15 protein-coding genes are annotated in these 21,139 nt (G+C 59.7%); 5 read left to right on the forward strand and 10 right to left on the reverse strand.

Translation table 11 applies throughout. The features are described 5' to 3' along the window. Positions 1-67: 67 nt before the first annotated feature. From Pan181_RS20855 to lepA, 3 genes are all read right to left on the reverse strand, one after another. Entirely contained in the window at positions 68-1,444 is a 1,377-nt protein-coding gene (locus tag Pan181_RS20855) for a right-handed parallel beta-helix repeat-containing protein (protein WP_145249725.1), read from the reverse strand. Positions 1,445-1,513: 69 nt separating this feature from the next. Further along, entirely contained in the window at positions 1,514-2,308 is a 795-nt protein-coding gene (locus Pan181_RS20860; RefSeq protein ID WP_145245101.1) for an IS5 family transposase, read from the reverse strand. A gap of 124 nt (positions 2,309-2,432) precedes the next feature. Further along, entirely contained in the window at positions 2,433-4,259 is a 1,827-nt protein-coding gene (gene lepA / locus Pan181_RS20865; RefSeq protein WP_145249727.1) for a translation elongation factor 4, read from the reverse strand. Between the two features lie 626 nt (positions 4,260-4,885). Between lepA and Pan181_RS20870 the strand changes: the two genes are divergently transcribed. Beyond that, the gene (locus Pan181_RS20870; protein ID WP_145249730.1) at positions 4,886-6,187 is read left to right on the forward strand and encodes a PEP-CTERM sorting domain-containing protein; all 1,302 of its coding nucleotides are present in this window, start codon (positions 4,886-4,888) and stop codon (positions 6,185-6,187) included. Between the two features lie 120 nt (positions 6,188-6,307). On the opposite strand, the gene cutA is transcribed toward Pan181_RS20870, so the two are convergent. Beyond that, positions 6,308-6,775: a divalent-cation tolerance protein CutA gene (gene cutA, locus Pan181_RS20875; RefSeq protein WP_145249731.1), complete on the reverse strand. Its 468-nt coding sequence runs from the start codon at positions 6,773-6,775 to the stop codon at positions 6,308-6,310. A 31-nt stretch (positions 6,776-6,806) separates the two neighbouring features. Between cutA and Pan181_RS20880 the strand changes: the two genes are divergently transcribed. Further along, the gene (locus Pan181_RS20880; RefSeq protein WP_145249733.1) at positions 6,807-8,042 is read left to right on the forward strand and encodes a glycosyltransferase; all 1,236 of its coding nucleotides are present in this window, start codon (positions 6,807-6,809) and stop codon (positions 8,040-8,042) included. 34 nt (positions 8,043-8,076) lie between these two features. On the opposite strand, the gene Pan181_RS20885 is transcribed toward Pan181_RS20880, so the two are convergent. Beyond that, positions 8,077-8,379 (reverse strand): hypothetical protein, encoded by a 303-nt coding sequence (locus tag Pan181_RS20885; RefSeq protein ID WP_145249735.1) that lies wholly within the window; start codon positions 8,377-8,379, stop codon positions 8,077-8,079. Positions 8,380-8,449: 70 nt separating this feature from the next. Then, on the reverse strand, positions 8,450-8,629 hold the full coding sequence (locus Pan181_RS20890; protein ID WP_145249737.1) for a hypothetical protein: 180 nt from the start codon (positions 8,627-8,629) through the stop codon (positions 8,450-8,452). A gap of 300 nt (positions 8,630-8,929) precedes the next feature. Here Pan181_RS20890 and Pan181_RS20895 point away from each other — a divergent pair, with 300 nt between their 5' ends. Then, positions 8,930-10,126 carry a 6-phosphofructokinase gene (locus tag Pan181_RS20895; RefSeq protein WP_145249739.1) on the forward strand — a complete coding sequence of 399 codons (1,197 nt, stop codon included), beginning with the start codon at positions 8,930-8,932 and terminating at the stop codon, positions 10,124-10,126. Between the two features lie 57 nt (positions 10,127-10,183). Further along, positions 10,184-11,191: a DUF6807 family protein gene (locus Pan181_RS20900; RefSeq protein WP_145249741.1), complete on the forward strand. Its 1,008-nt coding sequence runs from the start codon at positions 10,184-10,186 to the stop codon at positions 11,189-11,191. Positions 11,192-12,106: 915 nt separating this feature from the next. Here the strand turns inward: Pan181_RS20900 and Pan181_RS20905 are convergent. The 3 genes from Pan181_RS20905 to Pan181_RS20915 form a co-directional block, all read right to left on the reverse strand. Further along, positions 12,107-14,332: a hypothetical protein gene (locus Pan181_RS20905; protein ID WP_145249743.1), complete on the reverse strand. Its 2,226-nt coding sequence runs from the start codon at positions 14,330-14,332 to the stop codon at positions 12,107-12,109. Between the two features lie 255 nt (positions 14,333-14,587). Further along, positions 14,588-17,245, reverse strand: a complete 2,658-nt coding sequence (mutS, locus tag Pan181_RS20910) for a DNA mismatch repair protein MutS (protein WP_145249745.1) — start codon at positions 17,243-17,245, stop codon at positions 14,588-14,590. Positions 17,246-17,350: 105 nt separating this feature from the next. Then, positions 17,351-17,743: a hypothetical protein gene (locus Pan181_RS20915; RefSeq protein ID WP_145249747.1), complete on the reverse strand. Its 393-nt coding sequence runs from the start codon at positions 17,741-17,743 to the stop codon at positions 17,351-17,353. 280 nt (positions 17,744-18,023) lie between these two features. Between Pan181_RS20915 and Pan181_RS20920 the strand changes: the two genes are divergently transcribed. Further along, the gene (locus tag Pan181_RS20920; protein WP_145249749.1) at positions 18,024-18,662 is read left to right on the forward strand and encodes a MarC family protein; all 639 of its coding nucleotides are present in this window, start codon (positions 18,024-18,026) and stop codon (positions 18,660-18,662) included. Here the strand turns inward: Pan181_RS20920 and Pan181_RS20925 are convergent. Continuing rightward, positions 18,622-20,469, reverse strand: coding sequence for a DEAD/DEAH box helicase (locus Pan181_RS20925; RefSeq protein WP_145249751.1), 1,848 nt, complete (start codon positions 20,467-20,469; stop codon positions 18,622-18,624). The genes Pan181_RS20920 and Pan181_RS20925 overlap by 41 nt on opposite strands. Positions 20,470-21,139: the final 670 nt, after the last annotated feature.

Here is a 21,139-nt window from a genome sequence, read left to right on the forward strand (position 1 = left end):
CGACCACAAGTAACAATCAAGAACAGGAGTTCGAGCCTATCGCTCGAACTCCTGTTTTTTTGCTCGCCTATTCTTTCAATTCGTAGGCTCCCAAATCAACCGCTTTGCCTTGCGGTCGTGGGGTGCCAGCGATGTCGATCTCCGGCGCCAAATCGGCCGCGCCGGCATCGATGGCTTTCGAGTCAGCCTTGAGCGAGAAATCAAAAGCACTCGGATCGGTGAACTCTTGCTCTAGCGACTCGATCACCAGATTGTGATCGACCTGGTTCGCTTGGCGGTCGGGCACGCGAAGACTGGTGACCAGGTTATTGCGAACCACATTGTTGGTGGCCGGAGTACCGTTTTTGTGCTTGTCGATGCAAATCCAAGCTGGGCCGGGGCGGCCTTCCGCAGCGTCGACCACCGTGTTGTTCACGATTCGACAGCCGGTCGCCCCCAGCAGCGTCAACCCATGCCATTGGTCGACCACGATCACGTTGTTCTCGACCACCCAATCTTCGAACATGCCATCAAAACAACCGATGCCCTGCAGCGGTCCACGGAAGGGCTGGTTGGGATCTTCGAAGTTGATGATCACGTTGCCCCGTAAAGTGATACCGACCACTTTGCCGCTGCCCGGTCGGCCAGAACCGGTGGACCAGCTTTGGAACCCATCGTCGTGATTGTCGTTCACGTCGTAGCAGTTCTTTACCGTGTTGTATTGAAACACGCTATAGTCGCCGAGCCCGCGTAGACCGTCGCCGGCAAAGTTCTCGACGAGGTTATGTTCCACCAATGAGTGACTCGCGTTTACCGAAATGCCGAAGTTGACATTCCGCACCTGATTGTTGCGAATGGTGATTTGGGTTCCGTCGGCCAAAATGCCGTTGGCGGGAAGCTTGTTCCAGTCTTCGATCGTCCATTTGGCGATGTCGCTATCGCTAGCGGAACTCAGCTGACAGCCTTCCACGGTGATGTCGTGAACTTTTCCGTGATGGCCATGGTTGCGGACCGAGATCAAATCTCCCCGTCGCTTGGTCTCCTTCGGATTGGGGGTGAGCGTCAGGTCCTTGAATACCCAATTCGACGCAGCGACGAGCGAGATTCGGTGGAGCACCGCCTGGTTGGCTGGCTCAGCGCACAACGTGATTGGCTGCTCGTTGTAATAGCCACGCAGGGTGAGTGTGCCATGGTCGCCAGGCAGCAAGTGGATGGTGTCGCCCGGGTTCACGACTCCCTGGGGATTCTTCGCCACCAGCTTGGTCGCGTCGGTCGGCGGCAGCGATTCCCACTGCTGCGACTGTACCAAACCGCGATCGAACACGCCCTGCAAACTCTGCCAAGGCGACCCTTTGGTCCCCTGCCCTTCGGGGGTGCCGTGCACCGGGTCGATGTAGAAGTCGGTCGCGTTGGCAAACGCTCCGCAGCAGAAACTCGCCAGTAAGGCAAAGCACAAAACTCTCATGACACGCCATCCTTTAATGTGGAAGAGCCTAAGAAATAGCTCTCCTATTCTAAGAACGTGTTTTAAAATTCACTTTTCCGCGCTGGCCAGTCTTTTCGACATGAGGCTGATCATGGCGACGTAGGTGATGGCTTCGCTGGAGGCGGTTGTTTTTTCGTAGTCCTTGCTGTTCCGTCGATGTCGGGCCAGCCAGGCGAAAGTTCGTTCCACGATCCATCGCTTCGGCAATACCACAAACCCTTTTAGGCCGACTGGCCTGAGCACCGTTTGTAGAATCCAACCAAACGTTTCCCAGGTCCAATCGGGCAACCCTGATCGACCGTACGCGAAGTCGCCAAACACAATCTTGATTCGCTTGAATTGCTCGCCCAGCTTGTCCATTACCCATTCGGCTCCGTCCTGGTCCTGCCAATCCGCGCTATGAACGACTATCGCGAGCAACAATCCGAGCGTATCGACCGCCACATGACGCTTGCGGCCCGTGATTTTCTTGGCCGAATCGTAGCCCCTTTCTTCACCTCCTTCGGCCGTGCGAACCGATTGGCTGTCGATGATCGCTACCGTGGGTGTCGACTTCTTGCCTGCCGCTTTGCGTGTTTTGGCTCGCAACGCATCATGAATCTTCTGCCACGTGCCATCATTTCTCCAACGCCAGAAGATGCCGTAAACCGTACTCCAATTCGGAAAGTCCTTAGGCAGCATCCGCCACTGGCAGCCCGTGCGGACGACGTACAAGATCGCGTTGATGATCCGCCGGCGGTCAATCGGACGACGTCCGAACTGCGAACGTGCTGGCAACAACTGACGAAGCAATTGCCATTGTCGATCGGTGACATCACTGCCATACTTCCTTTCCGTTTTCATGCTACGGCTCCTTCCTCAGGCTGCTAACCAAAAGAGGGAGCCGTAGCTGTTTTTCTTTAATCAGGCAATTTCAAAACACGTTCTAAGAGATGACGCGGGGGATTTCGAACTTGTTCTCGCGAAGTTACCGCGACTTCACTCCGCCTTTCCCCTCTTCTTCTCCAGTTTCGAGCACTGCGAGGAACGCCTTCTGCGGGATATCGACCTGACCGATCGACTTCATCCGCTTCTTACCCTCCTTCTGCTTCTCCCACAGTTTGCGCTTACGACTGATGTCGCCGCCGTAGCATTTTGCGGTGACATTCTTGCGCATCGCACTGATGGTTTCTCGAGCGATCACGCGGGTGCCGATGGCCGCCTGCAGCGCGACTTCGAACATATGCCGCGGAATTTCTTGCTTGAGCTTCTTGATTACCGCGCGGCCGCGAGTATCCGCGTCGCGGCGGTCGCACACGATCGACAACGCATCGACCCGTTCGCCTTTCACGAGAATATCGAGACGCACCAGGTCGCCGGCGCGGTAGCCGAGCACCTCGTAGTCCATCGTTCCGTAGCCGCGGGTGATGCTCTTCAAGCGATCGTGCATGTCGTATACCACGTCGGCCAAGGCCAAGTCGTACACCAGCATGGCCCGAGTAGCCGACAGGTATTCGGTCCGCACGTACTCACCACGGCGATCGGCGCACAGCTTCATGATGCCGCCGATGTACTCGGTAGGCAGCACGAAGTTCACCCGCACGATCGGCTGGCGAATCTCTTCCACTTCGCCATGGTCCGGCACTTCCTGCGGCGTGTGCACTTCAATCTCTTCGCCATCTTTGCTCGTCACCTGATAGGTGACGTTCGGGGCGGTCTGCACCAGGTCGATGTCGGCCTCGCCTTCCAGGCGCTGCTGCACAATTTCCATGTGCAACAATCCCAGGAAGCCGCAGCGGAAACCAAAGCCAAGCGCGTCGGACGTTTCGGGGGAGAACTCAAAGCTGGGATCGTTCACTTGCAGCTTGCCGAGTGCTTCGCGAAGTTGCTCGAAGTCCTGTCCGTCGGATGGATAGAGACCGCAGAACACCATGCGTTTCGGCTCTTGGTAACCCGCCAGCTTGGCCGCGGGCTCGCCGGTAGCGACCGACACGGTATCGCCGATGTGCACCTGGCCCAGCGATTTGATGTTGCAAATCAGGTAGCCCACCTGCCCCGCAGAGAGTTGCGGGCGAGCCACTCGTTTGGGGGAAAACTGGCCAAGCTCCACCACGTCGTGCACGGTTCCGGCCTGTAGGAACTTGATTTTCTGTCCCTTCTTCACGGTGCCGTTCATTACCCGCACGTAGGTTACCGCACCGCGGAACTCGTCGTACACGCTGTCGAACACCATCGCTTGCAGCGTGTCCTTGGGATCGCCGGTGGGAGCCGGTACCCGCTCAACCACCGCTCGAATTACCTCGTCGCAGCCGACGCCAGTCTTGGCACTACAACCGAGCACTTCGTCGGGATCAATGGCGAGCGTCTGCTCCATCTCCTGCTTCACTTCATCGGGACGAGCATGGTTCAGGTCCACCTTGTTCATCACCGGCACGATCGCCAGGTCCTGCTCCATCGCCGCGTAGGCGTTGGCCACCGTTTGGGCTTCGACCCCTTGGAACGCATCGACCAACAGCACCGCACCCTCGCAACAAGCAAGCGAACGCGAGACTTCGTACTGGAAGTCGACATGGCCCGGCGTGTCGATCAGGTTTAGCTCGTACTCTTTGCCATCCACTTTGGCTCGCATGGTCACCGCGCGGGCTTTGATGGTAATGCCCCGCTGGCGCTCGAGCTCCATGTCGTCGAGCACTTGCTCTTTCATATCCCGCTTGCTGATCGTCTCGGTGATCTCAAGCAGCCGGTCGGCAAGCGTGCTCTTCCCGTGATCGATGTGGGCAACGATGGAGAAATTGCGAATGTTCTTAGGATCCATAAGGGAGGGGCCAAAGGTGGGAGGTCGGGGCCAGCGTGCCGGCCAGCCAAATCGGGGGTTCGCTGCGAGTCGGTGTAGCCCCTCAATATATCATGGGTGAGCAGCCTAACTAAATGGGACTGCCCGGCGGCCGCCCGCTTTGCGGAGGACCGTTTTCGCCCCCAAAAAGGGGACAAATTGCGGGCGAGACCAAAATCGCAGCAGAAGAGCAAAAAAAGTTGCCTGCTGGATAGCCAAAATAGGGACCTGCCAACGCTGCTTATCGCGATCCGGCCATCGGTGGTTAGGCTTCGAGCTTGCGAAATCGCGCACTCATTCAGCAGCCGAAAAAGCTCCTCCTGAACTGCCCATCTCTCCTAATCTTCGATGTGTTTTCGTAATGATGCGCGTGGTCGAATTGATCCATTCGAAAGCGGACTTCCAGCTCGTTTATTTGCCATTTCGGCCCCTCATGTCGAACTCATCAAAACGTAACTCAATCTTCACACTGTCTTCATCCAAGCGGATTGGCAGAGGAATATACTACGCGTCTTAGTTTTGCTGCCACCGCTGGGTATCCCCATTACTGCTGTTTTATCCCAGCAGAGCTTATCGCCCCCTTAGATATACACCAGGAGTTGACACTAATGAGAGCTTATATCGCTTTGCTAGCCTGCGGGCTGGCAATCGCCGCGACGGAAAGCGCCGTGGCTGTCACCACGACCACGCTGACGTACCAGCAAGGTACCGATGGGTACAGCGGAACCGTCGAACGCCGCATTGGCCGTGCCGAAGCAGAACAGGGCGACGACCCTGTCGACACCGTCGACGCGAGCTTCTATCTCGACGGTGGCCCCACCGCCTCGGATCGCAAGGACCTGCTGATTCGCTTCGAAAACACCTCGATCCCCAGTGGTGCGGTGATCTTGAATGCTAGCCTCGGATTCACCACGAGCAGTGTCACCTCCAACAATGTCTCGGGTGGTGCATTCAACGTTTACTCGTTGAGCTCCCCTTTCGGTTCCGATGAGACCTTCGACAGCTACACCGGCGGCAACGGCCTCGATGGCGGTACTGCCATGATCCTGGGCAGCTTCGATGGCATGACCACCGTCGAAACCACCTCCTACGCCCGCATTGATCGCGAAATGCAACTTGTCGCCAACGGCGGCACCTCCTACGGCTTTGGTGTTCGCACCGACCGCAGCGGCGACGGCTGGAGCTACCACACCTCGGTGAGCAGCGCCTTCGAAAGTCGTCCCACGCTGAACGTGACTTACACCATGGACTCGGGCGTGGAACTGCAAACGCAGAATCCCACGGTCGATATCTTCCCGAACGGCGTGAATGCCGACACGGCTGGCACGCTGATCAATGGCAACAGTGCCGATCAATACTTCCTCGATGGCGAAGACCTGGATAACAACTCCTACGATCAACCTTACCTAGTTCAGTTCGGTGGTCTCGACTTGAGTGAGTACGACGAAATCGTTCAGGCCGAGCTGGTACTCGTTACCGGTTTTTCCAATGGTGCTTCGGATTCTCCCGGACCGTTCACGGTGCACCAAATCATGCAACCGTGGGACGAGAACACCACCTACGAAAGCCTCGACAGCGACTCGGACGCTAGCTCGAACGAAACTCAAGAGCTGATCGATGGTGGCTTCATTGCTGAAGAGGCCCAATCGATCATCGACATGAACGATACCGAAGTGCTGTACATCGACGTGCAATCGATCGTCGAAAACTGGCGAGCTGGCGATGCCAACTACGGCCTGTACATTGCTTCTGGTGGCACCGGCAACGGCTGGCAAATCTTCACCAGCGGTGCTACCGAAGCTGGCTTCCAGCCCGAGCTTCGTGTGGTTGGTCGCCAAGTTCCTGAGCCAGGCAGCATCGCCCTGGCGGTACTCGGCATAGTTGGCCTGCTGGCTGCTCGACGCCGCTAGTCGGCTCCACGAGCCATCACCTACTGCAACTCACAAAGGGCAAGCCGCTCATCGGCTTGCTCTTTTTTTATTTCTCCTCATTGATCGTTACTTCCGACGAAGCATAGGGATTGTTATTCATCACTCGTCACCAGGGCGGGTCTCTTCGTCTAGCCACAACAGGTACTCACGGCTACCGTCGACGATCGGCACCACGATGATCTCCGGCACGTCGTACGGGTGGAGTTCGGTAATCACGCGTTTGACCGACTCGATGTGCTCGCCAGTGGTCTTCATGTGCACCACGAACTCTTCCGCAAACTCGACTTTGCCTTGCCAGCGGTAGACGCTTCGCACAGGGCCGCTGATCTGAGCACAGGCGACGAGCCGGTGGTCGACCAGCTCGACCGCAATCTTTTCGGCCACCGCATGGTCGCCGGTGGTAGTGGTGATTTGCACGTACGGTTGCATCGGTGGATCCCCAGGATGGCGAACGGTTTCTATCGATTGTAGCGGAAGCCCCGCCTGTGCGCGGAGGTTCGTTTGCGATTGCACGTCGGGGCTCCGCTCGCGAGTTCGCGGCGAACTAAGTTTGGATATCCAGCACACGAATCTCCTCCTTGCGTCGCGTAGGTGCCCGATGTCGAGCCAACCTCCTACCTTACAGCTCTACCCTCCCCCGCCGAGCCCCCCCGCTGCGCCCGCGATTCCTGAAATCCGCGTTCCGGTTGTCGACGACCCGGTGCTGCTGCCGATCCATCCGCTTACCACCGTGCAGGTGCTGCACGTGATCAATGGCGAGCACTACTCGGGTGCTGAACGGGTGCAGGACCTGCTGGCAGTGCGACTGCCGGACGAAGGAGTAAAAGCCGATCTGGTTGCCATCAAGCCTGGCAAGTTTGGCGAGGTGCGTCGTTCGAGTTCGCGACTTACGCTGCTGCCGATGCGGGGCCGATTCGACCTGCGTGTGGTCGGCAAGCTTAAGCAACTGGTGCGCCGCCATCAGTACCAAGTGCTCCACGCCCATACGCCGCGGACCGCGCTGGTGACCGCCATGGTCGCTCGCAGCCTGGGCCTGCCTTGGGTGTATCACGTTCACAGTCCGGTGTCGCGCGATAGCGAACGTCGCTGGCAAAACTGGATCAATACCAAAGTCGAACGCTTCTGCTTGTCGAGTGCCTCGCGGGTGGTGGTGGTTTCGCCGTCGCTCGAGTCGTACATGCACGAGCAAGGGGTCAGCGAAGAGCGAATCGTCTGCATTCCTAACGGGGTGCCAGCGACCGACATCCAGCGGCCTGCGGTGCCGGTGGCATCGCCGATGGTGGTCGGCATGGTCGCCTTGTTCCGCCCCCGCAAAGGAACCGAGGTGCTGCTCGAGGGCATCCACCGCGCCCGTAACGAAGGCAAGGACCTGCGACTGCGGCTGATCGGTGGGTTCGAGACTCCCGAGTACGAACAGCAAATTCGTCAGCTGGTCGACAAGCTCGACCTTGGCCAGCACGTCGAGTTCACTGGATTCACCAGCGCGGTCGCCGAAGAGCTGGCGACGCTCGATATCATGGCGCTGCCGAGCTTGTATGGCGAAGGGCTGCCGATGGTTGTGCTCGAAGCCATGGCGGCCGGCGTGCCGGTGGTTGCCTCGCGGGTGGAAGGTGCCACCGCGGCGATTCAACACCTGAAGACCGGCATGCTCGTCGAACCAAACAACCCCGAGCAGTTGGCCCAGACGCTGGCCGCGTTCGCCAACAATCACATCGACCACTCGACGATGGCTGCCGCGGCGATGGCTCGCCATGCGGAGTACTACTCCGACGTCACCATGGCCCGCGGCATGGCTGCCCTCTATCGCGAAGTGCTCGCAGAAGCACGCGTGTAGCCGTCCGTAGGTGGTGTGCATCATTGCTGATTGCTTAGTCATCTTCCTGTGCCCGCATGAATACCACAACCAGTGCCGCGGCAATCAGAAACAAACTGAGCGATATGGCGAAGTGGGTAAATTCCATCATTAGCAGGAGACCGATCGAGCTGACCCCGGAGAGCAGACTCCACACACCAGCGGTTACGCCGCCGAGCATTAAGAAAATGTTACCAACATTTCGCGATGTATCGGCCAGCGATCGCTTGCTAGTGGGCTCCGAAAAGTCGTACCCGCATGCTTCACATTTCACTGCCGTCTGCCCCATACTGGCTTGGCACTTTGGACAAATAGCCATCTCTATTGCTCCTACCTTTTCACTCAAATCCGCCGCTTCCAGGTGAGTGCCCCAGTCGCAGCACCACGCCTCACTTCAAGACAAGCGTGCCGATCACTGCCAGCACCGAGCTCACGACGACCACTAGCACCAGAACCGCGAGGATGTTTTGGATGATGTTCTCGCGTTCCGATTGCTCGGGCGGAGCCAGACCCAAGAGCCGGCAGACGCCGAGGAACAATATCAAAAGCCAATCGAGTCCGCCCCACACGAGTAAGCCTCTTCGCTTGTTCTAGGATGCTGTTAGTTACGGTCACCGCTGGCGGGTGTCTAGTTGATTCTATCGATCGCAGGTGCGCGATGCCACACATCGCGGGGTTCCTCATCATGGTCGATCTCCTACTTACTGGGCGAAATGTCGTTGGTTCGGGTTATGCGGTTTGTGCTCTCGATGCCAGTCGCGGGTTCCGTGGCGAACTCCCGCCCGCAGGCTGGAGCCAAAACTATATTTTCGTGAGGCCCCCTGCGAGTGGGCCGCAGGCGGTTTCCCATTGAATCAGGATTCATCATCATGTCGAAGCGTATTGGCATTCTCACCAGCGGCGGCGATTGCCCCGGTCTCAACGCGGTGATTCGCGGCACTGCGAAAAGCTGCGACCAGCTGGGATACGACTGCATTGGATTCCTCAAGGGATACGAAGGTCTCTACGACCCGGTGCAATACGTGCCGATCACGCCGAAGAACACCAAAGGCATCCTGAGCCAAGGCGGCACGATTCTCGGCTCGACGAACAAAGGTCGCTTCGCAGCGGTCAAAGGGGTAAACAACCGAGTCGAAATCGAACAGCACCTGATCGAAGGGGTGAAGAAAACCATCGAACAGCTCGACATCGACGGACTCATTTGCGTCGGCGGCGATGGCTCGCTGGCCATTGCCCAACAGTTCCACGAAAATGGCATCCCCGTGGTCGGCGTGCCGAAGACCATCGACAACGACCTGTCGGCCACCGCGTTTACGTTCGGATTCGACAGCGCGATTGAGTGCGCAACCGACGCCCTCGACCGCCTGCACACCACGGCCGCCAGTCACGAGCGGATCATGGTGCTCGAAGTGATGGGTCGCCATGCGGGCTGGATTGCCTTGCACGCTGGCATCGCCGGCGGCGGCGACGTGATCCTCATTCCAGAGATCCCTTGGAAGTTCGAGCACATTTGCCACAAGATCCTGCACCGCGAGAGCCAAGGCAAGAAGTTCACCCTGGTCGTCGTGGCCGAAGGTGCACACATGCCCGACGGCAACATGGTCGGCCAGGAAGTCAGCGGCCAGCAGCTCAAACTCGGCGGCATCGGCCGCGCGGTGACCGACGAAATCGAACGCCGGCTCCATCGCGAAACCCGACTCTGCGTGCTCGGTCACCTGCAACGCGGCGGTGCGCCCACCACGTTCGATCGTGCACTGGCCACCCAGTTCGGCGCCCATGCGGTTCGCATGGTGGTCGAAGGTCGCTTCGGCGAGATGCTCTGCTATCGCCCACCAGAGATGACCAGCGTGCCGATTTCCGAAGCGGTCAGCCGGATCCGCCAGGTCGACCCCGACGGGCCGATGGTGCAAGCAGCCCGGGCGCTGGGACTGAGCTTCGGCGACCGCCCGGCCGACGAGCTTTCGATCGGCGTATTCGACAAAAACGTCTGTTATATCCATAGTCGCCCCGAGGGAGAGGAGCTGCTTGCGGATACCGAAGCTGCCGTGGAAGCGGCATTGTCGTAAGATTTTCCGGTATCGCAGACGTTGCGGGCCCCTTCCTCAAGCGGTAATTTGGAATCTATGAACATCACTACCCCTTTCCGATCGTCGGCGCTTGCGGCCTTGAGCCTCGCGCTGTTGGCAACACTAATCCCCACTGCTGCCCAGGCGGGCGACTCCGCTTACACTTGGGCCGATAACGAGGAGAAGCACGAGTGCGAACTCACGCTCAACGGCAGTCCGCTTGTGCGATACATGTACGCTCCCATCGACGAGTCGAACGGCGAGCGTCGCGCGGAAACCTATAAGCCTTACCTGCACGTGTTCAGCCCCGATGGATCGAAGATCATCACCAAGGGCCCTGGCGGATTATTCCCCCACCACCGCGGCATCTTCTACGGCTTCAATCGCATCACCTACGGCGACGGCAAGAAGTGCGACACCTGGCACTGCCATGGCAAGGCTTTCACTGAGCACGAACGATTCTCGATGATGGAATCGTATCCCACGAGCGGTGCAATTGAATCCGTCGTCTACTGGCACGGGCAAGAAGGCGAAGTCTTCGCTACCGAAGAACGGACCATGCAAGTCGGTCAGGTCGACGGCATGACTCAAATCGATTTTGTCTCCACGCTCACCCCAGCGAAGAACATCGACAAGATCCACCTCGATGGCGACCCGCAGCACGCCGGCGTGCAGTTCCGTGCTTCGCAAAAGGTGCCGGACGAAACCGCCAAGCAAACCTATTACCTGCGCCCCGATGGCAAAGGCAAAGAGGGCGAGACCCGCAACTGGGATCAGAACAAGCCCGACTCGGATGAGAGCAAACTGTGCATCGACCTGCCCTGGCACGCGGTCTGCTTCGTGCTCGATGGCGAGCGATACACCGTGGTTCGCTGCAACCACCCCGAGAATCCCAAGCCGGCCCGCTATAGCGAACGCGACTACGCCCGCTTCGGTTCGTACTTCGCGACCGACGTCACGCCCGAAAAGCCGCTGACCGTGAAGTACCGCTTCGTCGTCAAGCAAGGCGAGCTGACCGTCGACGAGTGCAAGGCGATCTGCGACGGATTTGTCGCTGCCGAGTAAGCCCTTGGTTTAGCCGCAACACCGTGCGACGACCACCTGCAAAGCAATCCACAAAACAGATTCCCAGCGATGGGAATCTGTTTTTATATGCGCTGATGTTGCGGCTGATTGGTTGGAACTTTCATTCTGCGGGAGCATCCAATGACGGAAGAATCTCGTAGGTCACAGGACCCCAACGAGCGTTCCGACGATACGTCGGTCCTCGGCCATATTCCTCAAATCTCCCCCCTCCCCTCGGGAGTCTTTTTGCCCCCAAAAGCGGGAAATCGATTCGTGGGGGCTTTATTCTCTCCGCACCGAGGGCGGCAACTTCACGTTTCGCCTGGGTTTACCGACATTTTTTGCATTGTCAAAAAACGCCCGCCGGGAGTTTCGCCCCACCCTGCTGTTGAGTGGGGGCAAAACGATTCTTCTCCCTCGCTGGGATCAACGACACGGACCGCGTGGCGGTCCGGCTAGGGAGGTACTAGGATCGTTGACCTTCGCGCGGCAGGAAGCCGAAAGCTTAACGCCGACAGCCGATAGCCAAATTGTCAAACAGCGTCGCACCCATCACGCGGTGGTGCACTGATCATTAGTGCACATCTGGTGGCCAATTTCTACTAGAAAATGGAAAGATTCTTCGGCCACGGATGAACACCGATGAAACACGGATAACGAATTACACCCTCCCTCGGGAGGGTCCGGCTATCAGGCCGGGGGAGGGGCGCTACGCAAAACCAAACCTGGGGCGACACTTCGGCTCGTGGAACTCGCCGGCGTTTGCCCCAGGCTAATCTGTTTCGCCACTCCGTGGCTTAAAAGGTAAAGGAGTTGTCACCACACTGTAACCCAGGCCCTTGTGGCCTGCTGGAGGTGCCACGCATTCCGCCACAAGGGCGGAGGCTACAACTGTTTCCATATTGCGAGAAGAGTCTACTCTTCCTCGCCGTAGTACTGCTGCAAAAGCTCTTCGTCCGACAGGTCGAACTCCACCTGCTGGCGGATTGGCGTCATCTTTGCGGGTGAGGCTTTGACCGTCGCTTGGGCTTCGACAATCTCGTTGTAGTGGGCTAGCGGGTCGCGACAATATCGCATTTTGTATTGGAACTCTGCATCGGCTAGCGCTGCGGCTTGGGAAAAGATCGCCGCATATACCAGCAACCAGACGATCGCCGCCCCCGCGGCGGAACGGCCGGCAAAGCGGAGTAGTTGAGACCAGCGTTGCCGATCGGCAGGCACAAAACCAAGTCGCCAGCCTTCGCGTTGCTGCCTGGCCGACCGCAGCACGTACCACCCGATCACCAGCAGCAGCGACAACGCGAGTCCCACGTAGTGCCCCAGGTGGGCGAACCACTGCAGCACCGCCCACATCCAAGAGCCGGTTTGCAGTTTGGTGCCGGCGCGAATCACCTCGGCATCGAGGCCGCCGAATCCGCGGGCGTGCACCCACAACTCGGGGGGATTCGCAGCGAGCGCTGCCAACGCCCAGGAGACCCAAGGCCATTGGGCCGCCAACACAGCGATCGCGGTGGTGATCGCCAGCAGCGTCCGTGTTTGATAGCGAACTTGCCGGCGACGTATCACACGCAGCAGTATCCATGCGGCCCCCGCAGCGATGGCAAACGCCGAGAGCCAGATGCCGCCGATGATCGCCCGCTGCTGCCAGGCGTGGCTAATTACCTCGGCCGGGGCCATGCCTAGCACCACGATCGTCAGTCCATAGCCTACTAGCCAGGCAACGCACTGCCGGACAAAGCCGAGATGCGAGGGCGTGTCGCCCCGGCGAGCCAATAGCCAGCCGACCAACAGCAGCGGTAACGCGAGGTACAACATCGCGCCGGCCGACAAACTGGCGACCGCCGAGTAGGTAGCCTCGCGGGTGGTGCTGAACGGTTCGGGGTAGACTTCGGCATGCAGCGTTTGCAACGCGGCGGTAAGTGTCGCCGCGTCGATGCGGAGTTGGCGCTCTCGCAATTTCAGCGCGTCGAGTTCCGCTTGCGAGATGGCGTCGGGGAAAGCCTCAGCTATCTTTAGCAGTCCTGCGTAATTAGCCTCGCGGATGACTGCGTATCGAAGTTGAAGATCAAGTGCAGAAGTCTCCTTGGGTAGGATCGCTTGCTCAAAGAGCCGTAGCGTTTGACGTTTGTGATCTATTGCCAGCTCGATGTTGCCGTCCAAAATCGCGTCGTCGGCTTGCACCATGCACCAGCGCGACAACATAGCATAGAGCCACGTTTGTCGGTAGGAAATCAATCGATTGGTCGCGACGATGGGCCAGTCCGATTGCTTGGCCCCAGATTGGCTAACTAACTCGGCAATGCAGGGCGTCCCTGCTTCGCCAAACGCTAAGTACGCTTTCTGCTGCCCCGCTTCGAACCGCTTGCAGCCTTGCAGGAACCCGGACTCGTCGTGAATTGCGAGCGTCCTACTTACAGTACTTGCAAGCCTTCTGGTTTGCTGATCGATTCGCTGAAAGTCTTCGTCTTGCGTAGCATCATCGGGGAAGAACGCATCGTAACTGGCCGACTGCTCCCACAAACTAAATGCCGCCAAGTAATCGTAGAGGGCGTTGTCGGGATCGTGCTGCTGACACTGTTCGAGCACTTGCAGCCAGTCCGCTTCGCGGGGTGAAAAGTCGAGGCCGCTCATGAACTGGTCTCCCTCGAACTCAAGCAGCGCCCGCATTCGCCACCAGTCGACGTTCTGCGGTTCGAGCTCAGTGGCTCGTCGTGCCAGCTCCAGACAGCGGGGCAGGCACCGCTCGCGAAACTCTGCCGTGGCCCGGGCAATGGCTTCATCGTCTAGCTCCATGCCCATGGACGGAAAAGCCTTGGGATATTCCTTCGACTTCATGTAGCCGGACATAAAATCGACGCCCGGGGAGTCGAGCACCCAAGCGGCTCCCATGGCAAGCGAGGCCGAATCGGGATGCTCGGCGACCACGCGATCGGTCTCCGCCAGCCAGAACTTGGCTTGGTCGACAGGAGGACACTGACCGATGGGCGTGTGCTGCAGCCCCACCGGGGTACCGAGGGCGAATTGCCACTGGTCCGACAGTAGCCCCCATCCGTACTCGGTATGCGATGCGACCGAAGCGATCCGCACGACCGCCAGCAGCACTGCCGCCGCGACTACCCATTTGGCATACCGATGTCCCATCGCCCGATCTCACTGTGGTGTTCGAACCGAGTCCCCGGGAGCCGAACCAGGGACTTGCTCCAGAGTATTCGCTGGACCGGCGGTTTTATAGGTCGGGAAAAAAGAAAGTAGCACGACTCTCCGAGTCGTAGGTAGTTGGCAACGATTTGCCTGGTAGATCACGCCTCGGCAGTTGGAAGTTCGCTACCATTGTTTACGACACGGAGTGTCGTGCTACGATCTGCCCTGCGGGGCGATCGCAATCAGAGGCTGCGGTTACAAATCCTTCTTCAGCGCGTCCATGGCTGCCAGGGCTTGCAATGGGGTCATATTGTTGAGATCGAGCTCGCGGATCTTTTCGACCACGGGGTGTTCGGCGGTCTCGAACAGCGTGAGCTGCATGCCGACCTTTTGGCTGGGGGCGGTCTGCGTGTGCGGGGGCGACACTTCGGCGTGTGGCGTGTCGAGGCGGTGGCCCGACTGTTCGAGTTCGGCGAGAATCTCCTCCGCCCGCTCGCTTACTGCCCGCGGAACGCCGGCCAGTTGGGCGACATGGATCCCGTAGCTGCGATCCGCGGAGCCTTCGACGATTTGGTGCAAAAACACGATCTTCCCGAAATGCTCGCGAACCATCACGTTGCGATTCGCAACGCCGGGCAGCTGGTCGGCAAGCTCCGTGAGCTCATGGTAGTGCGTCGCAAACAGCGTGCGGCAACCAATCTGGTGATGCAGGTACTCCACGATGCTCCAGGCGAGCGACAGCCCGTCGTAGGTGCTGGTGCCGCGGCCGATTTCGTCGAGCACCACCAGGCTGCGTTCGCTGGCGGTGTTGAGAATGCGGGCCGCTTCGGTCATCTCGACCATGAAGGTACTCTGCCCGCGGGCCAGCTCGTCGCTTGCACCGACGCGGGCGAACAACCGGTCGGCGACCCCGATCCGCGCCTTACGGGCGGGGACGAAGCTGCCGATCTGGGCCATCAGCACGATCAACGCGGTCTGGCGAATGTAAGTACTCTTACCCGCCATGTTGGGACCCGTGATGAGGAGGATCTGCGGACTCGCGGCGGTGGGTTGCGACTCGTCGGCGGCTCGCGTGGATGGGGCCACTCCCCCGCAGACGGTATCGTTCGGCACGAACGTGCCGGCTGCTTCGGTGGCTTCGACCACCGGATGCCGGCCTGCTTCGATCTCCAGCACCGGCGCGTCGGCAATCTCGGGACGCACGTAGTCGCGGGCGCGGGCCACCTCGGCCAGGCTCGCGAGGGCATCGAGATCAGCCAAGCACTCGGCCGTGGACAGCAGCCGCGGAACATGACGCAGCGTCAGCTCGCGGAGTTCGGTGAACAGCTGCATCTCAAGGTCCTGCACCCGCTCTTCGGCGCTCAGCACCTTTTCTTCGTACTCTTTCAGCTCGGGCGTGATGAACCGCTCGGCGTTTTTGAGCGTCTGCTTGCGGATGTACTCGGCCGGCACCTTGTCGCGATGGGCGTGGGTGACCTCCAAGTAGTAGCCGAACACCTTGTTGAAGCCGACCTTCATGCTGGGGATGCCGGTCCGCTCGATCTCGGCGGTCTGGTAGTTGGCCATCCATTGCTTGCCGCCGCTCATGAGTTCGCGGAGCTCGTCGAGCCGGCTGTCAGCCCCCGGGCGGATGAAGCCACCCTCGCGGGCCAGCAGCGGGCAGGCTTCCTCGAGCATCGCTTCGAGCTTGCTCCGCAGTTCGGGGCAGAGGTCGACCTGCTCCTCAATCGCGGCCAGCAGCTTGCTCGCCCGGCCGGTCAGCTTGGCTTTGAGCGCGGGAAGCGCGGCCAGCGTGCGACCGACGAACGACAGGTCGCGAGGGCCGGCGCGTCCGGTGGTTACCCGCGCGGCGAGTCGCTGAATGTCGTAGATGCCCTTGAGCACGTCCCGCACTGCCGAGGTGAGCTGCGGATGCTCTACCAACTCGGCTACTGCGTCGAGTCGCTCGTCGATCTTCTCGGCATCGACCAGCGGGTGGGCGAGCCAGCTACCGAGCCGGCGGGCCCCCATCGGGGTGACCGTGCGGTCGAGCACGCCGAGCAAGGTACCCTCGCGGCTGCCATCGCGGAGGGTGCGAGTGACTTCCAGGCTGCGCCAGGTGGCCGCGTCGATTTCCAGCGACTCGGCCTGACGCAGCGGCACCAGCGACGCGATGTGCGACAGGTCGGCCTTTTGGGTTTCGGTAAGGTACTCGAGCACCGCTCCCGCGGCGGCCAGCGACAGTCGATCGGTCGCCGACTCGTGATCGAAGCCAAACCCGTCGAGCCGCTGAGTGCCGAAGTGCTGAGCCAGTCGCTCGGCTGCTTGCTGTTGATTGAACGCCCACGCCGGGCGCGAGGTCGACTGTCGGCCGGTAAGCCATTCGGCGGGGAGCTCGGCCCGCTGTTCGTCGCTCACCACGATCTCGGTCGGCGCGATGCGGGCGAGCTGGTCGACCACATCCCGCACCGGCAGGGCGGCCGCCTGGAAGGCTCCCGTCGAAAGGTCGACCCACGCCAGGCCGACCTGTTGCGCGTCGCCATCGGTGATGAGGGCCGCCAGGTAGTTGCTGGCCGCGGGATCGAGCAGCGAGTCGTCGGTCACGGTGCCGCGGCTCACGATGCGGGTGATCTCGCGCTTCACGATGCCTTTAGCCTGCTTCGGATCCTCCATCTGATCGCAGATTGCGGCTCGGTGCCCCGAGGCAATGATTTTGGCCAGGTACTGATCGAGCTGATGATGAGGAAAACCGGCCATCGCGACCGGGTTTTCCCCTTTGTCGCGGCTCGTAAGCGATAGCCCCAGCACGCGGGCGGCTACCTTGGCATCGTCGTAAAACAACTCGTAAAAGTCGCCCATGCGAAACAGCAAAAGCGCATCGCCGGCCACTTCCTTGGCCTGGTGGTACTGCTGCATCATCGGACTGAGGGCCATCGCGTTTGCTCCTAGCTGGGAATCGAACTCCCTATGCTAATCGAGCGGGCGGTGTCAGTCAGGGGGCAGTTCGCAGAACACTCCAGTGACAGGCAAATTCCCTGTCTATTCCGGCTCGGCGTCGCTGGGGTCGCCGTCGACCAGGTCGCACCGGCAGTAGTAGCAATAGTACGGACTGTCGGTCTCGCGATCGCACTCACCGCATCGGTACACCGGCGATTCAAAGTTGCGGCTGATCCGCCCGCCGTACGGCAGGCCAGCAATCTTCTTCTGCAATCGCAGGTGCTCGGCCAAGGCCTGGAACAAGAGCCAGGCGATCAAGCCATTGAATAAGGTCATCAGTGCGACCAGCCACCCCTCGTAGGGGGTCATGAGGAAGAAGACCGTTGCCAAGAGTACCGAAAGCACAAAGAGCAGGATGCCTACCAGACTGAGTTTGCCTTCGAGCCCTCCGTGGTAGGTCGATCCCACACGGATACATTTTGCGGTTTTAGCCATGGGTGCTCCGGGGGGTTCGTGGTCGGGGGTAGCCGCCGGCGGGCGGTACCTCGATAACACTAGTTATGCACTCGATACCGGCGGTGATGCAACCACCGCTCCTCCAGGACCCTGACCGGGTGACGGATCTCTGTGCACGGAGTGCTTCGCGGAATGTCGGCTGGCTGGTGCTCCTGGTACGAATCGCCTGGCTACGTGATAATCGGCCAGAGAGAAGGCGGGTTGCCCCCTGCCCTCTGCAGATTTCGTTCACCGAGAAGCTCTTCGTCGAAGCGGCCCCATGATTGCCATTGGTTTGATGTTGTTTCTGATTATGGACCCCTTTGGCAACATGATTGTTGTCAATTCGCTGGTGTCCGATCTCCCTCGCTGGCAGCAGGCGCTAGTGATTCTGCGCGAGGGTGCCATCGCCATGGGCATTCTCATCCTGATTGCGATATTCGGCAGTGCGATGCTCGACACTCTGGGCCTCGAGGAGGCCTCGCTGCAACTCTCCGGCGGGATCGTACTGTTCCTGATCGCCTTGGGAATGCTGTTTCCCTCCCGGCGCGTGCTCGACGAAGAGACCACCGACACCCCGTTGGTGGTGCCGATTGCGATGCCGCTGATTGCGGGGCCAAGCGCGATTTCGATGGTGATTCTATTCAGCAAGCACCACGCGATGCCAACCGTAATCGGTGGCATCGCGCTGGCGACGATCTCGTCGACCTTGCTGCTGGCCGCCTGCTCGCTGGTGTATCACCTGCTCGGGCGGCGCGGTTCCATTGCTCTCGAACGGCTAATGGGCCTACTGCTCATCATGATTGCCGTTCAGATGCTGCTCGACGGAGTCGATGCGTTTATTAACGCACGACTCCAAGCAGCCGAGGCCGTCAACATCAGTTGGCGGCCGTTTGCGGCTTACGGCCCTTCGACTTGAACTTGCCTTTGTTGCCCCATGGCTTGCCGCCGGCTTTCGCGCCGGACTTGGCTCCAGGCTTACCACCAGGCTTGCCACCGGGACGACCACCAGCCTTGGCACCATTGCCGCCGCCGGAGCTGTTGCCACGCGACGTGGCACCCGGCTTACCACCGGAGCGTGCGCCCGACTTAAAGCCCGATTTGAAACCGGGCTTTCCGCCTGGCTTGCCGTTGCGAGGACCGCGTTCGGTGCGTTCGCCGTTTTCGCCGCGTGGACCACGGTCGTTGCGATCGGTACGCTCGCCACGTTGGCCGGTCCGTTCACCGTTTTCTCCGCGTTGACCACGATCACCACGTTCGCTGCGTTGACCACACTCACTACGTGAATCACGTTCGCCGGATCGTTCGCTGCGTTGACCGTACTCACTACGCGGACCGCGTTCGCCGGAACGTTCGCCGCGACGTCCTTCCGACTGACCGCCGGAACCGCCGAACTGCCCGGACTTCCGGAACGGACGCTTCCGCTTCGGACGCGAGGAGTTGCCGCCGCGTTGTGGGCGTCCACCACCTTGGCCGCCGTTTTGCTGACGATTGGAGTGCGACTGCTCCTTCATCGGGCGGGCAGGTTCCAGCTCTTCGCCATTCTCGCCATGCACCGCGATGCGGGTCTTCATCAACCGTTCGATCGCGAACAAGTAACGTCGCTCGTCGCGAGCACAGTACGAAATCGCTACCCCTTCGGCACCCGCCCGGGCAGTCCGCCCAATGCGGTGCACGTAGGTCTCGGGGGCCTCTGGCAAATCGTAGTTCACAATGTGCGAAACATCGCGAATGTCCAAACCGCGGGCAGCAATGTCGGTCGCCACCAGAATCGGAGGATTCTTACCCTTAAACCTTTCGAGCGTACGGGTGCGGGCTCCTTGGCTCTTGTTGCCATGAATGGCGGCCGCGCGAAGTCCGTCGCGTTCCAAACGCTTGACGATCTTGTCGGCACCATGCTTCGTGCGACTGAACACCAACGTGCGACTCCGCGGGGTCTCTTTCAAGAACCGCGCTAGCTCGTCGGGCTTCTCTTTCTTCTCGACCATCCGCACGCTTTGAGCAATCCGCTCGGCGGGAGTCGCTACCGGAGCGACTTCCACGCTCTCGGGATCGGTCAGCCATTGCTCCGCCAGGCGGCGAATCTCCGTCGGCATCGTTGCCGAGAACATCAGCGTCTGACGCTCCTCAGGCACCATCGACACGATTCGCTTGAGGTCGGGCAGGAAGCCCATGTCGAGCATCTGATCGGCTTCGTCGAACACCAGGATTTCGATCTGCGACAGGTCGATGTGCCCTTGGCCAATCAGGTCGAGCAACCGCCCGGGAGTCGCAACCAACGAGTCGACCCCATGACGCAGCGCCCGCACCTGGTGGAGTTGCGACACGCCGCCAAACACCACGCAATGACGTAGCGGAGTGTGGCGACCATACTTCTTCAGGCTCTCGCTAATCTGGGCAGCTAGCTCGCGAGTAGGCGACAGCACCAGCGACTTGAGAACGCGTGGGCGTGGGTTCGCCCCTTTTGATCCCTTCGGACCTTTGTGCTTCGGCTTTTCGGGTTTGTGCCCCTCGGGCTTCGGTGGCAACGTCTGCAGCAAACGATCGAGCATCGGCAGCGTGAACGCAGCGGTCTTGCCGGTGCCGGTTTGGGCGCAACCAATCACGTCGCGCCCGGCCAGGATCATCGGAATTGCAGCCGCTTGAATCGGGGTGGCCTCTTCATAGCCCAATTTTTCGAGGGCACGGAGAAACGGTTCGGCCAAGCCAAGTTCGGTGAACTTCATCTTTTAACTAATCTACTTTCGTGTCTGCACCCTGGGCGCGGTCGGGGTCCGCAGACCTCTACCACTAGGGGGCTTCGTGGGGTCCCTCGCAAGCGAGGGTTTGCCGTTGGATTGCCTTGCTCCACCTGGTAGGTGGCCAACTTGTTACTCAAGAAGGGCGTTCCCCCAGCTCATTTACGTCTGGGGAGGCAAGGCCTAAGGGGCAAGAGAATCAATCGCAGTCGAGCGGCACCTGCCGAGGGGGCGTCGCGATTGAACTTCACGACCGCCTGGCAGGCGAAATATCGAGCTTGAGTGAACAGACCGGCACTCAAAGCTCGGTAAGTCTCACACCTCATGTAAGGAGTGGAAGTATAACCGCCCTGTCCAGATTTGCAAGGCGTGATTCGCCCGCTAGCACGGGATATTTCCCCGCCAACCATTGCAACCCTCACCAAGGCCGCGACTAGCATTATGATAGATTCCCAATTTACCCACCGATGGGAAAATTGAATCTCCGCCGACTCTATAAAACCAGTGGTTTCGTCCCTCGAATAGATTCCCATTTCCAAAAACGCATCGAGTGGGAATCTATTTTCGCGCTGGGTATCTATCGCAAATCGTTTACCAGCAATGAGTTGCATCAACACCTCCGCGATAGTTGCCCAAAATAGATTCCCATGGGTGGGAA

Source organism: Aeoliella mucimassa, from assembly GCF_007748035.1.
Lineage (GTDB): Bacteria > Planctomycetota > Planctomycetia > Pirellulales > Lacipirellulaceae > Aeoliella > Aeoliella mucimassa.